Origin of the sequence: Paenibacillus uliginis N3/975, from assembly GCF_900177425.1 — a bacterium.
GTDB classification, from domain to species: domain Bacteria; phylum Bacillota; class Bacilli; order Paenibacillales; family Paenibacillaceae; genus Paenibacillus_AQ; species Paenibacillus_AQ uliginis.
Genome location: NZ_LT840184.1, coordinates 2,546,984 through 2,561,584, shown reverse-complemented (window position 1 = coordinate 2,561,584; position 14,601 = coordinate 2,546,984). Strand labels below are relative to the sequence as shown.

The window sequence follows — 14,601 nt, the reverse complement described above, 5'->3', positions numbered from 1 at the left end:
GGGAATCCACGCTTTCATTTAGAAATGATCCATAAGGAAAGTTTGCCCCACAGGGATCATGGACTCGAGCTGCGCTACTTTCAATGGATTACCGTTTAGACGATTCATCTGGTGTAACTCTCGAGGGCGCTTATAACCCATAAAGAGTGCTGAAAGGGTCTGAATATCTGTAGACAGATCAGTTTGAGCTTCATCATGTGAAGGCAGTTGAATGATATCTGCCCTTCCCTCCTCGTTAACTGACACCTTCCACAAGCCATTATTCCAAGGAGCGACTGAATCCTTCACTGAAATCATTAGTTCAGCCTCTCTATTCGCCTCGAATGAGTATTGTTCTAAAAAGGATTTCAAATCTACAATACGTGCCATGAAATAAGGGACTATTTCCTGCGTTACACGAGGATCGGGCAGCATGTATGGCAGCTGATCATCACCTGGCACCATCATCATCTTCACTTGTTCAATACGAGAATCATGGTTTGCGAAAAAGGTCCATAGCGCACTTCGTGCTTCTTCATTCAAATAAATGAATTCATCACACTCGATCGATTTATCGTTTAACTCATATAAAACATAACCTTGCGGTTCACCATCTGCTGAAAAATAAACAGCACTATGTCCATCATCCTCAAGCACAGACTGTTTCCACCAAGCTTCATCGCGCACAAGGGTTCCGTTATATCGACTTACAAATGATTGATACATCGAATCGAGAATGGAAATGTCCATTACGTCTCTGACAATACGGCCTGGCACCTCCACTTTCAGCGGGAATTTTTGTACGGGAATCGTATATTTTTTATACTCGGTGTAAAGCTCCCAACCGAACTTACGGTAAAACGGAATTGAAAAAGGATGTAAAAAGGAAATAGTCTGTCCCTTGCTCTTCATCTCTTGTAGTGCATGCTTCAGGAGAGTGGATACATGACCCTTTCTACGATTTTCCGGCCAAGTAGCTACCCCTGCAATACCGCCCATATCTACAACCCTTCCTTGCAGATAGATTTGAAAAGGGAGTAATGTCAGTTTCGCTTGCAGCTCTTCTCCATCAAAGATCCCCCAGAATTGTTCGGGCTTGAAATGTTTTTTTCTGGACTCTTTTTCATCTGAAGTCAGTGTATATTGAAAGGCATATTCAGATAATTTCACGCTTGCTTCAAATTCATTCTGCCTTAGCTGCCTAAGTTCCATATTTCCACCTCTTTAAAAATTGTTTTTGTAAACCCCTGTTATAGGAATACTCTATCATAATTCCTCTGTCATATATATATTTGTATAACGAACTTTTTGTAAGTTACTTGACAATGTATACTCACGAAGATTATTATTAGCTCATACAAGGAAATCAAAAACAGAACATAAATTAATATGAAAAGAAGCAGGAGGGAAAAACAATGTCAAAATTAAATATCGGGATCATTTTGGGAAGCACGCGTCAAGGTCGTTTAAGTCCACAAGTTGGAGAATGGGTAAAAAGTGTCGCGGATCAACGTGGGGATGCTAATTATGAAATCGTAGATATCGCAGATTTCAAACTTCCACTTTTGGGAGAAGCCGATGCTACAGAACAAGCAACTGCCTGGAATACCAAACTTTCAAGTCTGGATGGCTTTGTGTTTATCGTACAAGAGTATAACCACAGTATTACAGCATCATTAAAAAATGCTCTGGATTATGCTCGTGAAGGATGGAACAATAAAGCTGCAGGTATTGTAAGCTATGGTTCAGTAGGTGGTGCACGGGCCGCAGAGCATTTGCGTGGAATTTTAGGAGAATTGTCCGTAGCCGATGTTCGTGTACATCCAGCCCTCTCCATATTCACTGATTTTGATAATGCATTTGCACCTGAAGCTGTTTTCAAGCCGGCTGATCTGCATCTCGTAAATGTTAATGGTATGCTTGACCAAGTACTCGCTTGGAGCGGTGCACTGAAAACTTTGCGCTAATATCATCAATATTTAGGTAAAACCTTTCGATCCGTATTATAGGAAATTGTAATTATATTCTATTATTCAAAAGAGAGACCGGCAACTTATGCCGGTCTCTCTTTTACTTTATTGCTAGTTATTATTTAACTGGAATGGTCAGCTCCAGATCTTTCAGATATGTCTTATCACCAACGCTGTTCTTTCCTTGACCAACTACACTCCAATCCTTCTGGTTTACAGTCAAGGTAAACGGCTTGATCGTAATGGTTTTAGGCGTTTCATTAAACGGACTGAACAGTTGATCAATGTGATATTCTGTTTTTGGTTTGCTGTTGAAATACTCAAATCGACTTGGATTCAGGACATTTCCTTGGTCATCCACAATCTCATAATATACCATGCTGGCGCTGTAATCGCCCTTTTGCTCTGGAGATGTAGGAACTTTGCCCTTACTATCCAGTACGAGGCGTGTAGAAACTGGTGAAACCTTCATTTCTTTAACGGTATAACTGAATTGCCCGTCAGATTTGGTAGCATCTTTTGGCTTTAGAACGAGCGCCTTATTATCTATACTCACTGGAATTTTGAACTCAAAAGCTTCTTTTACACCCGTGACATTCGCCTGGATCGTTAGCTCGAACTTGTCGGGCAATTTCAGGCCCTTTGACAATTCTACGCTATAAGCATTATCCTTCATTGGATAATCCCCAAAACTACCTTCGCTGAAATCCACTTTTTGTCCATTCGCAAGAATGGTTGGCGTCTTAATATATCCTTTCTTCTGATCCTTTTCAGGAACCATCCTGGATTTGATATATTCGCTATCAGGATTTCCAATGATCTTGGAATCTTCATCAATATATGGAGAAGCCGTATTCGGCAAATCTACCCCTTCACGATCCAAAATGAAGGATAAACGGTCTCCGTCATACAGTAAATCAGCTACCGACAGCGTGATTCCATCATGAGTTACACTCAAGTTAGGCTCAGATACGATTCCTTGTTGAATGGCAGCTTGTACAGATTTTTCACTAGTTCCCTCATAGAGCGTGCCAAACATTGGAACTTTCTTCAAGCTATCCGCCATTGCTGGCGATATAAATCCTGTGCCAATCACTGCTGCACCGAGAACTGCTGTGGCGGATGCCACCATGATGGTTCTTTTAATTAAATTAGGCTTTCTTTTGGATGTCGTTCTTGTCATTGGACTCTCCCCAATCTTATTCATAATTTGGTAACTCATACTATTACTGTTCTTAGGTAATGACGATTTACTTCTCATTTGTTCAATGGCACCCATGTCAACGAAATCAGTTTGCCTCGGCAAATGTCCCATGTGTTACCTCTCCTGTTTGGCTAACAAGTTCCATCAGCCTTCGGCGCAATCGTTCATACTTTATCCGTACAGTGACGGAATTGAGATCCATGATCTCGCTTATTTCATCAAAGGTGACATGCGCCGCCGACTTAAGGAGTAAAATATGACGCTCTTCCGTTGTAAGATAAGTCAAAAGCTCATAAACTACGGACTCGTGTTGGAAGATATGCAGCACAGGCTGCTTCTCTTTGTTATGTTCAGACAACTTGAGCTGGCGGCTCTGTTTTTTCTTCATATGGATCAAATGATGGTAGGCAATTTTATACAGCCATACAGAGAAGGAAACTTGTCTACTATACTGATGAATGTTTTCATAGGCGCGAATAAAGATTTCCCGTACAGCATCTTGTGTCTCCGCATGATTTTTCAGAATATAGTAGCAGTAAGTATACATTTGCCGTTCAGACTGGATAATGATCTCTCTGTATGCCTGTTTGTCTCCTGCTTTGATCTGTTCTATAACCGCTTCAATTGCATTTCTTCCTTCCACTTCCCCGGGGATGGGTGACTGCAAGAGCGCACCTCCTCTCTTCTTTACCTATATAACAATCTCGAACACCGATTTTGTGACACCATCTTATTATTAGGGGGAATAAAAATGAGTGAAATATTGCTTTCTTCCCGAATAAAAAAGGAATCCGCGCTGGCATCAGCGTGAATTCCCCTCATCGATCGATTGTTACCTCATTGTAATCTTCATTTCCAGGTTCTTGTAATACGTCTTGGCCCACTTTCTGCCACTACTGTCTTTCATAATTTCACCTTTAGTGTCTATGGTATATGTAAACGGCTTAATCGTGATTGTTTTCGGCACTGCTTTGAACGAGGAAGCATAGCTCAGGTCTTCTTTACTGTTTGATCCAGGCTTTGACTTTACGTCGATATCGCTAACGGTTACCTCTTTTATATTTCCTTTTTCATCTACAATGTCATAAAACATCTTGCTCGAGAGCCCCTTCGATTTGGCTACTGCCGGAACTTTGCCTTGGCTGTTCACCTTAAGCTTCATCATTAACGGTGTCATCTCGAAATAGTCCACGGTATAGCTAAAATCCCCACTTTTTTTAGTGGTACCCGGCTGCAATGTTACCAGACTATCAAGCTTTTTCACCGGGACGTTAAAGATAAACGGCTCCGTAACGTTTTTGGCGTACAACTTCAAAGTCATATTGAAATTATCCGAGAGCTGCTGTTTTCCATTTATGGAGTAGGAGATCAAAGCTGTGTTGCTTCCCTCACTAGTAGTTATACTGGTAGAAAACTTCATCTCTTTCCCGTCAACAGACAATACTGGGAAATTCAACGGATCCATCGTCCCCCCCTCTTGTCGAACAGTAATGTCTAGACGATTTCCGTCATACATCACTTTGGGTAAGCTAAACGTCACGCCGCTATGTTTAATCCCCTTCATCGCTGCGGTGGTGTAACTGGCAGCAGCCGCCTGTTTGGAAGTGTCGGCACTAACGTAAGTAGGAAATCCACTGCCTATGACAGTCATTCCCAATGCTACTATCAATGCAGTTAAAGCGATTTTATTTCTAATGTACTTTGATTTAGTAGAGATCAATGATGATAAAGCTGACGTATCATCACTTTTCTTGATTATTGTTTAACTGGAATGGTCAATTCCAGATCCTTCAGATATGTTTTATCACCTAGACTGTTCTTCCCTTGGCCGACAACACTCCAATCCTTGGTGTTCACAGTAAGGGTAAACGGCTTGATCGTAATGGTTTTAGGTGTTTCATTAAACGGACTGAACAGTTGATCAATGTGATATTCTGTTTTTGGTTTGCTGTTGAAATACTCAAATCGACTTGGATTCAGGACATTTCCTTGGTCATCCACAATCTCATAATATACCATGCTGGCGCTGTAATCGCCCTTTTGCTCTGGAGAGTTTGGAACCTGACCCTTACTATCCAGAACGAGACGTGTAGATACTGGTGAAAGGTCCAGCTGCTTGACGGTATAACTGAATTGTCCGTCAGATTTGGAGGCCTCCGGCTTCAGAACGAGCGCTTTATTATCTATATTTACTGGAATTTTGAACTCAAAGGTTCTGTTTACCCCTGTGACATTCGCCTGTATCGTTAGCTCGAATTGGTCAGGCAATTTCAGATCCTTGGTCAATTCAACGATATAAGCATTTCCCTTCTTTGGATAATCCCCAAAACTACCTTCGCTGAAATCCACTTTTTGTCCATTCGCAAGAATGGTTGGCATCTTAATATATCCTTTCTTCTGATCTTTTTCAGGAATCTTTCTGGATTTGATATACTCGTTATCAGGATTTCCAATGATCTTGGAATCTTCATCAATATATGGAGAAGACGTATTCGGCAAATCTACCCCTTCACGATCCAAAATGAAGGACAAGCGGGTTCCATCATATAGCAAATTAGCTACCGTCAACGTGATTCCATCATAAGTAACACTCTGATTAGGTTCAGATACGATTCCTTGTTGAATGGCAGCTTGCACAGATTTTTCACTGGTTCCTTCAAAGAGTGTTCCAAACATTGGAATCTTCTTCAAAGCATCCGCCATTACCGGCGATACAAATCCTGTGCCAATCACACCTGCACCGAGTACTGCTGCGGCAGATGCCACCAACACGGTTCTTTTAATTAAATTAGGCTTTCGTCTAGAAGATGTTCTTGACAATGGACTATCCTCAAGCTTGTTCATAATTTGATAACTCATACTGTTTTTTGGTAATGATGATTCACGAATCATTTGTTCAATGGCATCCAATTCAGCGAATTCCGTTTGTTTCTGCAAATTTCCCATGTATCACCTCTCCTTTCTGGCTTGTGCGATCCATCAGTTTTCGACGCAATCGTTCATATCTCTTCCGTAATGTAGCGGACTTGATACCCATGATTTGACTTATTTCATCAAAGGTATATTGTTCTACCGCCTTTAGAAGTAAAATATGACGCTCTTCCGCTGTAAGATAAGTCAAGAGTTCACTAACAACTGTCTCATGTTCAGAAATTTGCAGCACAGGCTGCTGCTCTTTATAATGTTCGACCAACTTGAGCCAACGGCTCTGCTTTTTCTTCATATTAATCAAATGATGATAGGCCATCTTATATAGCCAGGCAGAGAAGGATACTTGTCTGCTATACTGATGAATATTTTCGTAAGCACGGATAAAGATTTCCTGTACAGCATCTTCTGTCTCCGCATGATTTTTCAGAATATAGTAGCAGTAAGTATACATTTGCCGTTCAAATTGGATAATAATCTCTCTGAATGCCTGTTTGTCTCCTGCTTTGACCTGTTCTACAGCTTCTTCAATTGCATTTCTTTTTTCATCTATTGCCCCGGGGATGGTTGGCTGCAAAAGCTCACCTCCTCTCTTCTTTACCTATATAACAATCTCGAACTGTGATTTTGTGACACTATTTAATTCATGTGGTGGAATAGAGTAGATCTGCTCATCTCTAACGGAAAAAACCCGCCATTAGCGGGTTCCTCCAAATCATTCTCTTGATCGTTAATTCGTACTTATCGAAAATCTGTTCAATTTAGCTTCGGCGTTAAGTATGGTAGCGTTAAGACTATTCCCCCGGCTACCCTGTCCTCTCCTGAAATAGAGGCTTCGCAGAAAGTTCTTGCTGTTCACCCGGGCGATCACCTGAATACGGCTTCTAGGCCACACACTACATTGTGCCAAGTCGTTTATCCAGTCAGTAATCTCCTGCTGAGGAAGCAGGTCTTTGTCGATCATAATATCCACGATACTCGAGATCCGCTCATCTTCCTCGTCACTAAAAATATGTATACCATTATGTAACATCCCTTGGATAGCGGCAAGAACATCAAGAAGTAACTCTGAATCGCACTCGGGGCACTGTACCAGTTCCACCAAAGCGTCCGCACCATGGGCCGCGCTGTGAGCCCATCCTCCTTCGGGTAGATAGCCTCGCAGATCCTTTTCCTCCTTATAATAGCGAAGCAATGAATGCTTTAGGTTTTGAAAATCGTTAAAGTTTAGAAAAGGCTTCTGCCTGTGACGCCCTACAATTAAAGCTATGGGGAGGACTGAGAATGTTCTTGTAAATACAGTCTGATCACCCTCGTTGCCAATATGATAGAACAAATGCTGCATGTCGGTCAGGACAGTCAGGAGGTTACGCAATTGCTCTTCCGTAAACCTGTTCTCTTCATTAATCCATTCATAGAATGTCGGATAGATAAGATTGTCCCGCAATTCCGGATCAGGGTCGCCGATATATTCCAGCATCAGAGTTACATAATCCTGCAACTGCTCGCCTTCACGAAGCTGGTAGCTTTCATTCTCGATTCTTTGCAGGTCCAGCATAAATTCTGCCCTTGACTTGTTCATTCTTTTACCACCTTTATATTTAAAAATCCAAAATTATAGTTCAGCCATCTGAACTATATTCCATATATTACTATATCAGAACGATTAAGTATAACTCGGTAATAAAAATAACGTAACCCATCCAATCAATAATAACAACACTTCCGTCAGGATGGACGAGCATGTTATTACAACTTGCCTGTTATTGTCGGAATAACGGTCAGTCCTAGCATGAGAATCCCCCCAAAGATTGTGCTAAAATAAATGTAGTAACCATTTTTACAATGATGAGGGATTTCATGTATAGAATAATGTTAATTGAAGACGATGAAAAAATTAGACGGATTGTCGCAGATACATTGAAAAAGTGGCAGTATGATGTGGTGGAAGTGACCCAATTTGATCAGGTGCTAACGGAATTTGAGCAGACAGATCCACACCTCGTTCTATTAGATATCAATCTTCCGGTTTTTGATGGATACTACTGGTGCCAACAAATACGCTCGGTTTCCAAGGTACCGATTATGTTCCTTTCATCCAGAAATCAGAATATGGATATCATTATGGCGATTAATATGGGTGGGGATGATTTTATCCAGAAGCCATTTGATTTAGATATCCTTGTCACAAAAATCAGTGCCCTCATCCGCCGGAAATATACCTACCAGGAAGATGAGAATATCAGATTCATCCATCAGGGCTTGAAATTAAATGTAACCAATTCATCAATTGAACATAAAGGGCAAAGCACGGAGTTAAGCCGGAATGAATTCATCCTTTTACAATTGATGATGCGGAACATCGGGAAAATTATTTCGCGCGAGGACTTAATGCAGGCACTATGGAATGAAGAACAGTTCGTCGATGATAACACACTGACCGTGAACGTGAACCGGCTGCGCAGGAAAATCGCTGCGCTTGGACTGGAGGAGTTCATTGTCACCCGAAAAGGAATGGGGTATTTGATCGAATGACCTTCCTGCGCTATCTAACCTATGAAAAGCCTTATATTTATCTATATCTAGCCGTTTTCCTGATCTCGGCCGCGGTATTTTTTACCGATAGCAATGGGGCCTGGGCATGGGGGACATTCTTCTATGCCTTTGCCCTGTCTTCGATGGTGTTACTCGGATTTTTATTATTTCGCTACCAGCAAAATGTACGTGTGATCCGACAAATGAAAAGTGAGGATTATGACAGTTTATCGCTAGAAGGAGAATTCGCTAAAGCACATGTCGATGAGCTGAAGAAGCAGCATATCCGTGAAATGAATCGGAACCGGGACAGGCAGAACGAGCATTATGATTTTATCGTTTCCTGGTTCCATGAGATCAAAACGCCGATTGCGGTTCTTCGCTTACTGCAGCAAACCGATATGGACGCGGATAGTTTAAGGGAAGAGATCACGAAGATTGAAAATTACGTCGATCAAGCGCTCTATTACGCCAAGCTCGATAGCTTTAACCAGGATTACGATATTCAAAATTGTGACATGATCCGGATTTCAAAAGAGATCGTTAAGGCTCATTCGAAAACCTTTTTTTCAAAAAAAATCCGCATGGACATACAGGCAGAAACACTCGCGGTTCAAAGCGATCCTAAATGGCTGCAGTTTATCGTCAATCAGTTATTGACGAACAGTTTAAAATATACGGAGCATGGCGGGGAGATTACCATTTCAGCATTTGAAACCCCGCAAGAAAAACAGCTCTTGATTCGGGACAACGGGATCGGCATCAGCCAAAAAGACCTTCCGCGAATTTTTAATCGCGGGTTTACCGGAGAAACGGGGCGAACGTATACGAAGTCGACCGGAATGGGTTTGTATTTGGCGCAGCAATTATCGAACAAGCTCGGCCATTATATTACCTGTACGTCAGAGGCCTCTGTATATACCCAATTTATCATTCATTTTCCGAAGGATGACGATCCGTATTTATTGTTACAGCAAAAAACGCAATGACTAGCTCATTGCGTTTTTTGCTGTAACAATTTTATAATAAACACTCGTAGAAGATAAATAAAACAGAGTATAGATGGCAAAATACAGGATCAGGACAGCTGAAATAATCGATGTGATTTGCGGGAAATCTTTTACTTCCTCCATGCTTGGATAAACTAAAAGAAACCAACTGTGCAGCATACCGAGGAGAATCGGAGGCAAGAACACAAACAGCAGCTGTTTGCGAATGACCCTTTTCATCTCCTTGTCATCGACTCCGATTTTTCGTAAAATCGAATATTGCCTTTGTTCTTCCGTCGCTTCTCGCAATTGTTTGAAATAGATGATGCTTCCTAAGGCAAATAATGCGATAACTGCAAGGAAGGCAGTCGAAAATAGCAGCAAGGATGAAGTTTCAATATCAATCGAATAGAGATCGACAAACGCAGCGTAGTACGTTCCCGGCGTTTTTGAAACAAGATCATGAACTCTATGCGATAAAGCATTAGAATTTCTGGCATCTTCGATTTGATAGATGTCGAACGAGGCAAGGGCTTCCCCTTGCTTTAGTCTTTCGAACGCTTCATCGGAAATGATCAGGACAGAAGGATTCAAACCTACGTCGCCGCTTGAGTCCGTAGCCTTACTAAGCAATGTATAGTCTTTTATTTCAACAAGATTGAATGTCGTTTCTTCCTTAAGGTTTACTGTAAATTTGGGCTGGTTGCTTTCCGTAAACTTTATTGGTTTGGCTCCTGGAACTGAAAGGACAACCGCTTCTTGTTCCTGCAAATTTACCTGCCCATCATCACCGCGCATGCTGACGATGTCATTAAATTGCGACTCGGAGAACAGAAGGAATTCTTCCATAAAATTATCTGTACCTGCGCCATAAGCGATTCCCCTGTCTGTAACCGGTATTGCAGATAGTCCCTCGATCCTTTCATGCCCAGTAATCGGATGATCTTCCTCAATCAGTTGTTCAATTTGCTTTTGCGTGTGTTCATCCTGCGACGCAAACGCAATGTGGTTCGGAAATTCTCTCCCCGCCGAGTAAAATTGTACGGTATAGTTAATCGAAATGAACCCGACTAAGAAAATGATTAACGCGCTGAATAATGAAATTAAGGTAAGATTCAAGGTATTTCCACGAATCGAAAAACGCAGCGAGGAAATCCATAACATCTTGTTGCCTTCATAATATTTTTTCCCGCGGCTAATCTTTTCCAGTATCCAGCCGAAAAATTGACGAAAAAATAAATATGTCCCCCCAATTATTCCGACTGTTACGGCAATCATGCTAGCCATGGTGTAATCTTTCCAGAAAACCGAATCTCCCTTCTGGGTAATGAGAAAGAAGGCTGTTGCTAACAACAGGATGGAACATAACGCAAGCCACGCGGAAAACTTAAGCGGCTTGTCCATTTTTGCTTTTGCATGAAATAATTCCACCAATTGGACCCTACGCACGCTTAGGTAGCTTTGGATACTAATAATGCCAATTAGTACTACGAATAAAAGAATGATCGATCCCACGGCCTCGATCGGGAAGGCAAATGAAATCACCTCATCGTATTGCATCAGATTCATGAGCAGCATACCGAAGAACTTGGACAGCAACCCGCCGATCAAAATCCCGCTGACGAGTGAAATCGCGCTGAGAAAACAGGTCTCGAGGAAAACCATCAAGGTAATTTGCCGTTCGCTCATTCCGTAAAGCAAATACATTCCAAATTCCTTTTTACGCTGTTTCATAAAAAACGAGTTCGCATAAAGGATGAAGAAAATAATGAACAGGAATACGACAACTGATGTGATGGACACGCCAATTTGAAAATTATTTTTATTTTTAATAGCCGCTAAAATATCGTCGTTGAACATTAGGGATGAAAACGTAAAGTGAATAATTACCCCGATGAGCATGGAAATGAAATAGATCGAATACAGACGAAAATCACGTTTAATGTTCCGCCATGATAAATCGAGCAAACTCATTGTCGGTCGCCCCCAATAGCACTTTGAATGGTCAAGATTCGGTCAAAGAATTCTTTTTCCGATTGTTCGCCTTTGAACATTTCATTGACGATTTTTCCGTCACGGAGAAAAATGACGCGCTGGCAATAGCTCGCTGCATACGGATCGTGGGTAATCATCAGAACCGTGGTTTTAAATGTTTGATTGAGCAATTGAATTTGTTCTAGTAGCTGGGTGGCGGACCGGGAATCAAGCGCACCCGTCGGCTCATCGGCAAACACAATCGCCGGATTCGTAATGATCGCCCGCGCTGCAGCCGTGCGCTGCTTCTGGCCGCCTGAAATTTCAGACGGATATTGATGCAAGATCGATTCAATATTTAACGCTTCAATCAATTTCGCTAATCGCTGCTCCATTTCCGTGACAGGTGTTTTTTGCAGCGAAAGCGGTAGCAGAATATTTTCTTTCACCGTTAATGTATCCAGCAAGTTATAATCCTGAAAAAGAAATCCCATTCGTTTTTGGCGGAATTCTCGTATGGCTTTCTTCTTTAAATCTAACAGCGATTTTCCCTCGATCCAAACATCCCCTCCGTTAAAGGCGTCAATCGCCCCGAGGGTATTCAATAAGGTCGTTTTCCCGGAGCCGGATGGCCCCATAATCGCAGTGAATTCCCCTTGTTCAATTGTCAAATCAATATTTTTTAAGACTTGTGTTTTTCCGTAAGATTTCGATAAGTTCTTTGTTTGTATAATTTTAGCCATTGTTTCGCCCTCCTTCACCACCATACTATACTGACTAATTTGCCCGCCAACCATAGATATAACAACATCTAAAGTGACATTTTTGTCATGTTGAGTGAAGATTCGAACATTTTCTTATTAGTTTTGTTAAAACTCATTAATAAGAAGGATTACCTAAGGATTTAATAACGTTTGATCGAAAGAGGACTAACAGGGATTATGTACTTGCTGCAGATTGGTTCAGTAATCTGACCGTCTTTTCCAGGACGAAGCCTAATTATGCGCCCGTGAAAATGCCTCAGCGACCTGCGCTAGAAATTAAAATTTATGTTAGCTACACGTTTACCGAGGGTGATAATTTTCAGTACAATCAGCATCGCATGCGCGTAATGTGGGATGATCCGAATCGGGGCAAAGTTCCGATTAACTGGACTTCAAGTCCGCTGTTGCATGAGGGAGCGCCCGCAATCTTGAGTATATAACCCGGATAGCGTTTGTTTTTTTAATTACAGGCTCTGTTAACGGTATAATTGTTTCATACAATAACTTCTACGTCGCTTTCCCCAATCAAGTCTTCATAAGCCAGGTATAGGCCTATTGATGAACCGATTAAAACTAATAACGCTGCAAAAAATGCGAGCTGCTTAGCTGTAGTCTTTGATGATTCTGCTGCCCTCTTTCTTTTCCGTGCCTGGGCCATTTAACCGACCTCCCACTTCTCTAACCTTTCTTTAAATTATGAAACGGACAACAAAATGTTGTTAGGCAAATAAGCCTTGACCGAGACAGAAAAATAGACTCCACATGTCCAATCAGATTTTAAAAAAATTGGGGCGCAGACTACTATAAAGTAGCTGCGCCCCTTTCTCTAGTCATCCAAAGGTCTGAACCGTTCTTGCGACCAAGCGCTGAAGATCCTGCATCCGGTTTGGGGTGTCTATGGTGGAATTGTTCAGCATATCACACAAAGCAACGAGATCTTCAAGCTTGGAGAGAAGTTTCCAATTGTCTTCAAGAATCGCTCCTTGTTCCTGATAAGCTTGAATAAAATGCTCTTCAAAGATTGAACCATCTTCTTCATACCGCAGCATGTTGCCAATATCAACGTGCCGGCTCCAGGAAAACGCTTCCTCCCAATCAAGAACAGACGATACCGAGCACCCGGTTGGACCATACTTCATCAGTATATTTAATCCGTTGAAATCCGAATGAACGAGGACAGGCATTTTGCTGCTTTCCGACAATAAAGGGCCATATGTTTTGCAAAAAGACCATAACTCTTGTGTGAGTTCCTTACCCAGCCATTTACCACATTGGTCATGAAAAAGAATTTGTTCCATGAATGAGAGAAATCGATCACCGTCCATCATTAAGGGATGGTTGATTTTCAAATCCTTGCCGAAAAAACCTGATTCAGTAAAGTGGTAGCTATGTATATTTGCAAGAACTCTGCCGACAGAAACTGCAGCTGAAGTAATATCCTGGAGAGTTCCGCTTCTGAACACATCGCGTAATAGGAAGCCCTCCTTCCACTCCAACACTGCCCAAGATTTATCGAACCTGCTGCAACTTGTATCGACATATATGAAGTCGGCGACAGGCACGGTTTGTTGCACAAGCTGAGTTATAGCAAGCTCTTTGTCTGCAATCTCCTTACCGCTCCTGAAAAAACGAACCACATAAGGTTTGACGCACCCTTCCAGATGAATTTTGTAGTTCGAATTACTGAGTCCGGTACCGATTCGTTCAGCTGTGATTACCCTTTTACCCGGTAAGGCAGGTCTGATGATTTCATTTAACTCTGAAAGGTTAAGAGTAATGGGCAGATTTTTTCGTTCCCAGCCTTCTTTCATGATCGCGCCTCCTGTTTGCAAATCTTATTAGATATTAGATATTTCGTCAGCTACTCTAACCAATCATAGACGATGTATTGGTGTTTTTGTAGCGGGTACTCATCCCTAACAGCGTGTCGAGGTTGGTGCGCTTATCCAATTGTCTGCAATCGCTCACTCCACTTCAGTGTGACAATCTTGTTAAATCGCTTTAGTCTCCTGAAATATAGAAATATGAACTATAACAGAGGCAGTATTCGAAAAACAACTATGTATTCGTTTTCTTGCTCCCTAGCGCGATTTTACATCTGAGTGCGGAATATGTAGTTTATTAAATAAGATGTTATTTGGGTTTATATGGAACGAAAGGTTGTAACTGGGTGTATTTATCCCCCGATAATGATTTTTTGTCCCTTGACATCGATTTCTATAGAAAGTGTGTTTCATCAAGCCATTTCAGATAGAAAT

Annotated in this window: 15 protein-coding genes; 4 read left to right on the top strand and 11 right to left on the bottom strand. The window is 41.6% G+C overall.

Annotated elements, in window-relative coordinates; genetic code table 11:
• Positions 1-18: 18 nt before the first annotated feature.
• Positions 19-1,191: a GNAT family N-acetyltransferase gene (locus tag B9N86_RS12185; protein WP_208919454.1), complete on the bottom strand. Its 1,173-nt coding sequence runs from the start codon at positions 1,189-1,191 to the stop codon at positions 19-21.
• A gap of 203 nt (positions 1,192-1,394) precedes the next feature.
• Between B9N86_RS12185 and B9N86_RS12180 the strand changes: the two genes are divergently transcribed.
• The gene (locus tag B9N86_RS12180; protein WP_208919453.1) at positions 1,395-1,946 is read left to right on the top strand and encodes an NADPH-dependent FMN reductase; all 552 of its coding nucleotides are present in this window, start codon (positions 1,395-1,397) and stop codon (positions 1,944-1,946) included.
• A gap of 121 nt (positions 1,947-2,067) precedes the next feature.
• Here B9N86_RS12180 and B9N86_RS12175 read toward each other — a convergent pair whose 3' ends face one another.
• From B9N86_RS12175 to B9N86_RS12150, 6 genes are all read right to left on the bottom strand, one after another.
• Positions 2,068-3,264, bottom strand: coding sequence for a DUF4179 domain-containing protein (locus tag B9N86_RS12175; protein ID WP_208919452.1), 1,197 nt, complete (start codon positions 3,262-3,264; stop codon positions 2,068-2,070).
• Positions 3,239-3,820 carry an RNA polymerase sigma factor gene (locus tag B9N86_RS12170; protein ID WP_208919451.1) on the bottom strand — a complete coding sequence of 194 codons (582 nt, stop codon included), beginning with the start codon at positions 3,818-3,820 and terminating at the stop codon, positions 3,239-3,241. The genes B9N86_RS12175 and B9N86_RS12170 overlap by 26 nt, the downstream gene beginning before the upstream one ends.
• 165 nt (positions 3,821-3,985) lie before the next feature.
• Positions 3,986-4,873 (bottom strand): DUF5643 domain-containing protein, encoded by an 888-nt coding sequence (locus B9N86_RS12165; RefSeq protein ID WP_208919450.1) that lies wholly within the window; start codon positions 4,871-4,873, stop codon positions 3,986-3,988.
• A 35-nt stretch (positions 4,874-4,908) separates the two neighbouring features.
• Positions 4,909-6,099 carry a DUF4179 domain-containing protein gene (locus B9N86_RS12160; RefSeq protein ID WP_208919449.1) on the bottom strand — a complete coding sequence of 397 codons (1,191 nt, stop codon included), beginning with the start codon at positions 6,097-6,099 and terminating at the stop codon, positions 4,909-4,911.
• Positions 6,065-6,658 carry an RNA polymerase sigma factor gene (locus B9N86_RS12155; RefSeq protein ID WP_208919448.1) on the bottom strand — a complete coding sequence of 198 codons (594 nt, stop codon included), beginning with the start codon at positions 6,656-6,658 and terminating at the stop codon, positions 6,065-6,067. The genes B9N86_RS12160 and B9N86_RS12155 overlap by 35 nt, the downstream gene beginning before the upstream one ends.
• Before the next feature lie 153 nt (positions 6,659-6,811).
• A complete protein-coding gene (locus tag B9N86_RS12150; protein WP_208919447.1) occupies positions 6,812-7,663 on the bottom strand; it encodes a DUF2785 domain-containing protein in 852 nt (283 codons plus the stop codon).
• Positions 7,664-7,941: 278 nt separating this feature from the next.
• Between B9N86_RS12150 and B9N86_RS12145 the strand changes: the two genes are divergently transcribed.
• Together B9N86_RS12145 and B9N86_RS12140 are read left to right on the top strand one after the other, a co-directional pair.
• Entirely contained in the window at positions 7,942-8,616 is a 675-nt protein-coding gene (locus B9N86_RS12145; RefSeq protein WP_208919446.1) for a response regulator transcription factor, read from the top strand.
• The gene (locus B9N86_RS12140; RefSeq protein ID WP_208919445.1) at positions 8,613-9,605 is read left to right on the top strand and encodes a sensor histidine kinase; all 993 of its coding nucleotides are present in this window, start codon (positions 8,613-8,615) and stop codon (positions 9,603-9,605) included. The genes B9N86_RS12145 and B9N86_RS12140 overlap by 4 nt, the downstream gene beginning before the upstream one ends.
• On the opposite strand, the gene B9N86_RS12135 is transcribed toward B9N86_RS12140, so the two are convergent.
• Together B9N86_RS12135 and B9N86_RS12130 are read right to left on the bottom strand one after the other, a co-directional pair.
• Positions 9,606-11,579 carry an ABC transporter permease gene (locus B9N86_RS12135; protein WP_208919444.1) on the bottom strand — a complete coding sequence of 658 codons (1,974 nt, stop codon included), beginning with the start codon at positions 11,577-11,579 and terminating at the stop codon, positions 9,606-9,608.
• Positions 11,576-12,322, bottom strand: a complete 747-nt coding sequence (locus B9N86_RS12130) for an ABC transporter ATP-binding protein (protein ID WP_208919443.1) — start codon at positions 12,320-12,322, stop codon at positions 11,576-11,578. Before B9N86_RS12130 ends, B9N86_RS12135 begins: the two co-directional genes overlap by 4 nt.
• A 272-nt stretch (positions 12,323-12,594) precedes the next feature.
• Between B9N86_RS12130 and B9N86_RS30630 the strand changes: the two genes are divergently transcribed.
• Positions 12,595-12,783 (top strand): hypothetical protein, encoded by a 189-nt coding sequence (locus B9N86_RS30630; protein WP_280174985.1) that lies wholly within the window; start codon positions 12,595-12,597, stop codon positions 12,781-12,783.
• Between the two features lie 53 nt (positions 12,784-12,836).
• Here B9N86_RS30630 and B9N86_RS12120 read toward each other — a convergent pair whose 3' ends face one another.
• Both B9N86_RS12120 and B9N86_RS12115 read right to left on the bottom strand, forming a co-directional pair.
• Positions 12,837-13,001, bottom strand: coding sequence for a hypothetical protein (locus tag B9N86_RS12120; protein ID WP_208919442.1), 165 nt, complete (start codon positions 12,999-13,001; stop codon positions 12,837-12,839).
• Between the two features lie 172 nt (positions 13,002-13,173).
• A complete protein-coding gene (locus tag B9N86_RS12115; protein ID WP_208919441.1) occupies positions 13,174-14,154 on the bottom strand; it encodes a phosphotransferase family protein in 981 nt (326 codons plus the stop codon).
• Positions 14,155-14,601: the final 447 nt, after the last annotated feature.

Bases quoted from the DNA above. Each gene is read 5' to 3' on its own strand.
- B9N86_RS12145 (WP_208919446.1), top strand. From the start codon at position 7,942: ATGTATAGAATAATGTTAATTGAAGACGATGAAAAAATTAGACGGATT.
- B9N86_RS12185 (WP_208919454.1), bottom strand. From the start codon at position 1,191: ATGGAACTTAGGCAGCTAAGGCAGAATGAATTTGAAGCAAGCGTGAAA.
- B9N86_RS12130 (WP_208919443.1), bottom strand. From the start codon at position 12,322: ATGGCTAAAATTATACAAACAAAGAACTTATCGAAATCTTACGGAAAA.
- B9N86_RS12180 (WP_208919453.1), top strand. From the start codon at position 1,395: ATGTCAAAATTAAATATCGGGATCATTTTGGGAAGCACGCGTCAAGGT.
- B9N86_RS12160 (WP_208919449.1), bottom strand. From the start codon at position 6,099: ATGGGAAATTTGCAGAAACAAACGGAATTCGCTGAATTGGATGCCATT.
- B9N86_RS12115 (WP_208919441.1), bottom strand. From the start codon at position 14,154: ATGAAAGAAGGCTGGGAACGAAAAAATCTGCCCATTACTCTTAACCTT.
- B9N86_RS12135 (WP_208919444.1), bottom strand. From the start codon at position 11,579: ATGAGTTTGCTCGATTTATCATGGCGGAACATTAAACGTGATTTTCGT.
- B9N86_RS12140 (WP_208919445.1), top strand. From the start codon at position 8,613: ATGACCTTCCTGCGCTATCTAACCTATGAAAAGCCTTATATTTATCTA.
- B9N86_RS12150 (WP_208919447.1), bottom strand. From the start codon at position 7,663: ATGAACAAGTCAAGGGCAGAATTTATGCTGGACCTGCAAAGAATCGAG.
- B9N86_RS30630 (WP_280174985.1), top strand. From the start codon at position 12,595: ATGCCTCAGCGACCTGCGCTAGAAATTAAAATTTATGTTAGCTACACG.
- B9N86_RS12175 (WP_208919452.1), bottom strand. From the start codon at position 3,264: ATGGGACATTTGCCGAGGCAAACTGATTTCGTTGACATGGGTGCCATT.
- B9N86_RS12120 (WP_208919442.1), bottom strand. From the start codon at position 13,001: ATGGCCCAGGCACGGAAAAGAAAGAGGGCAGCAGAATCATCAAAGACT.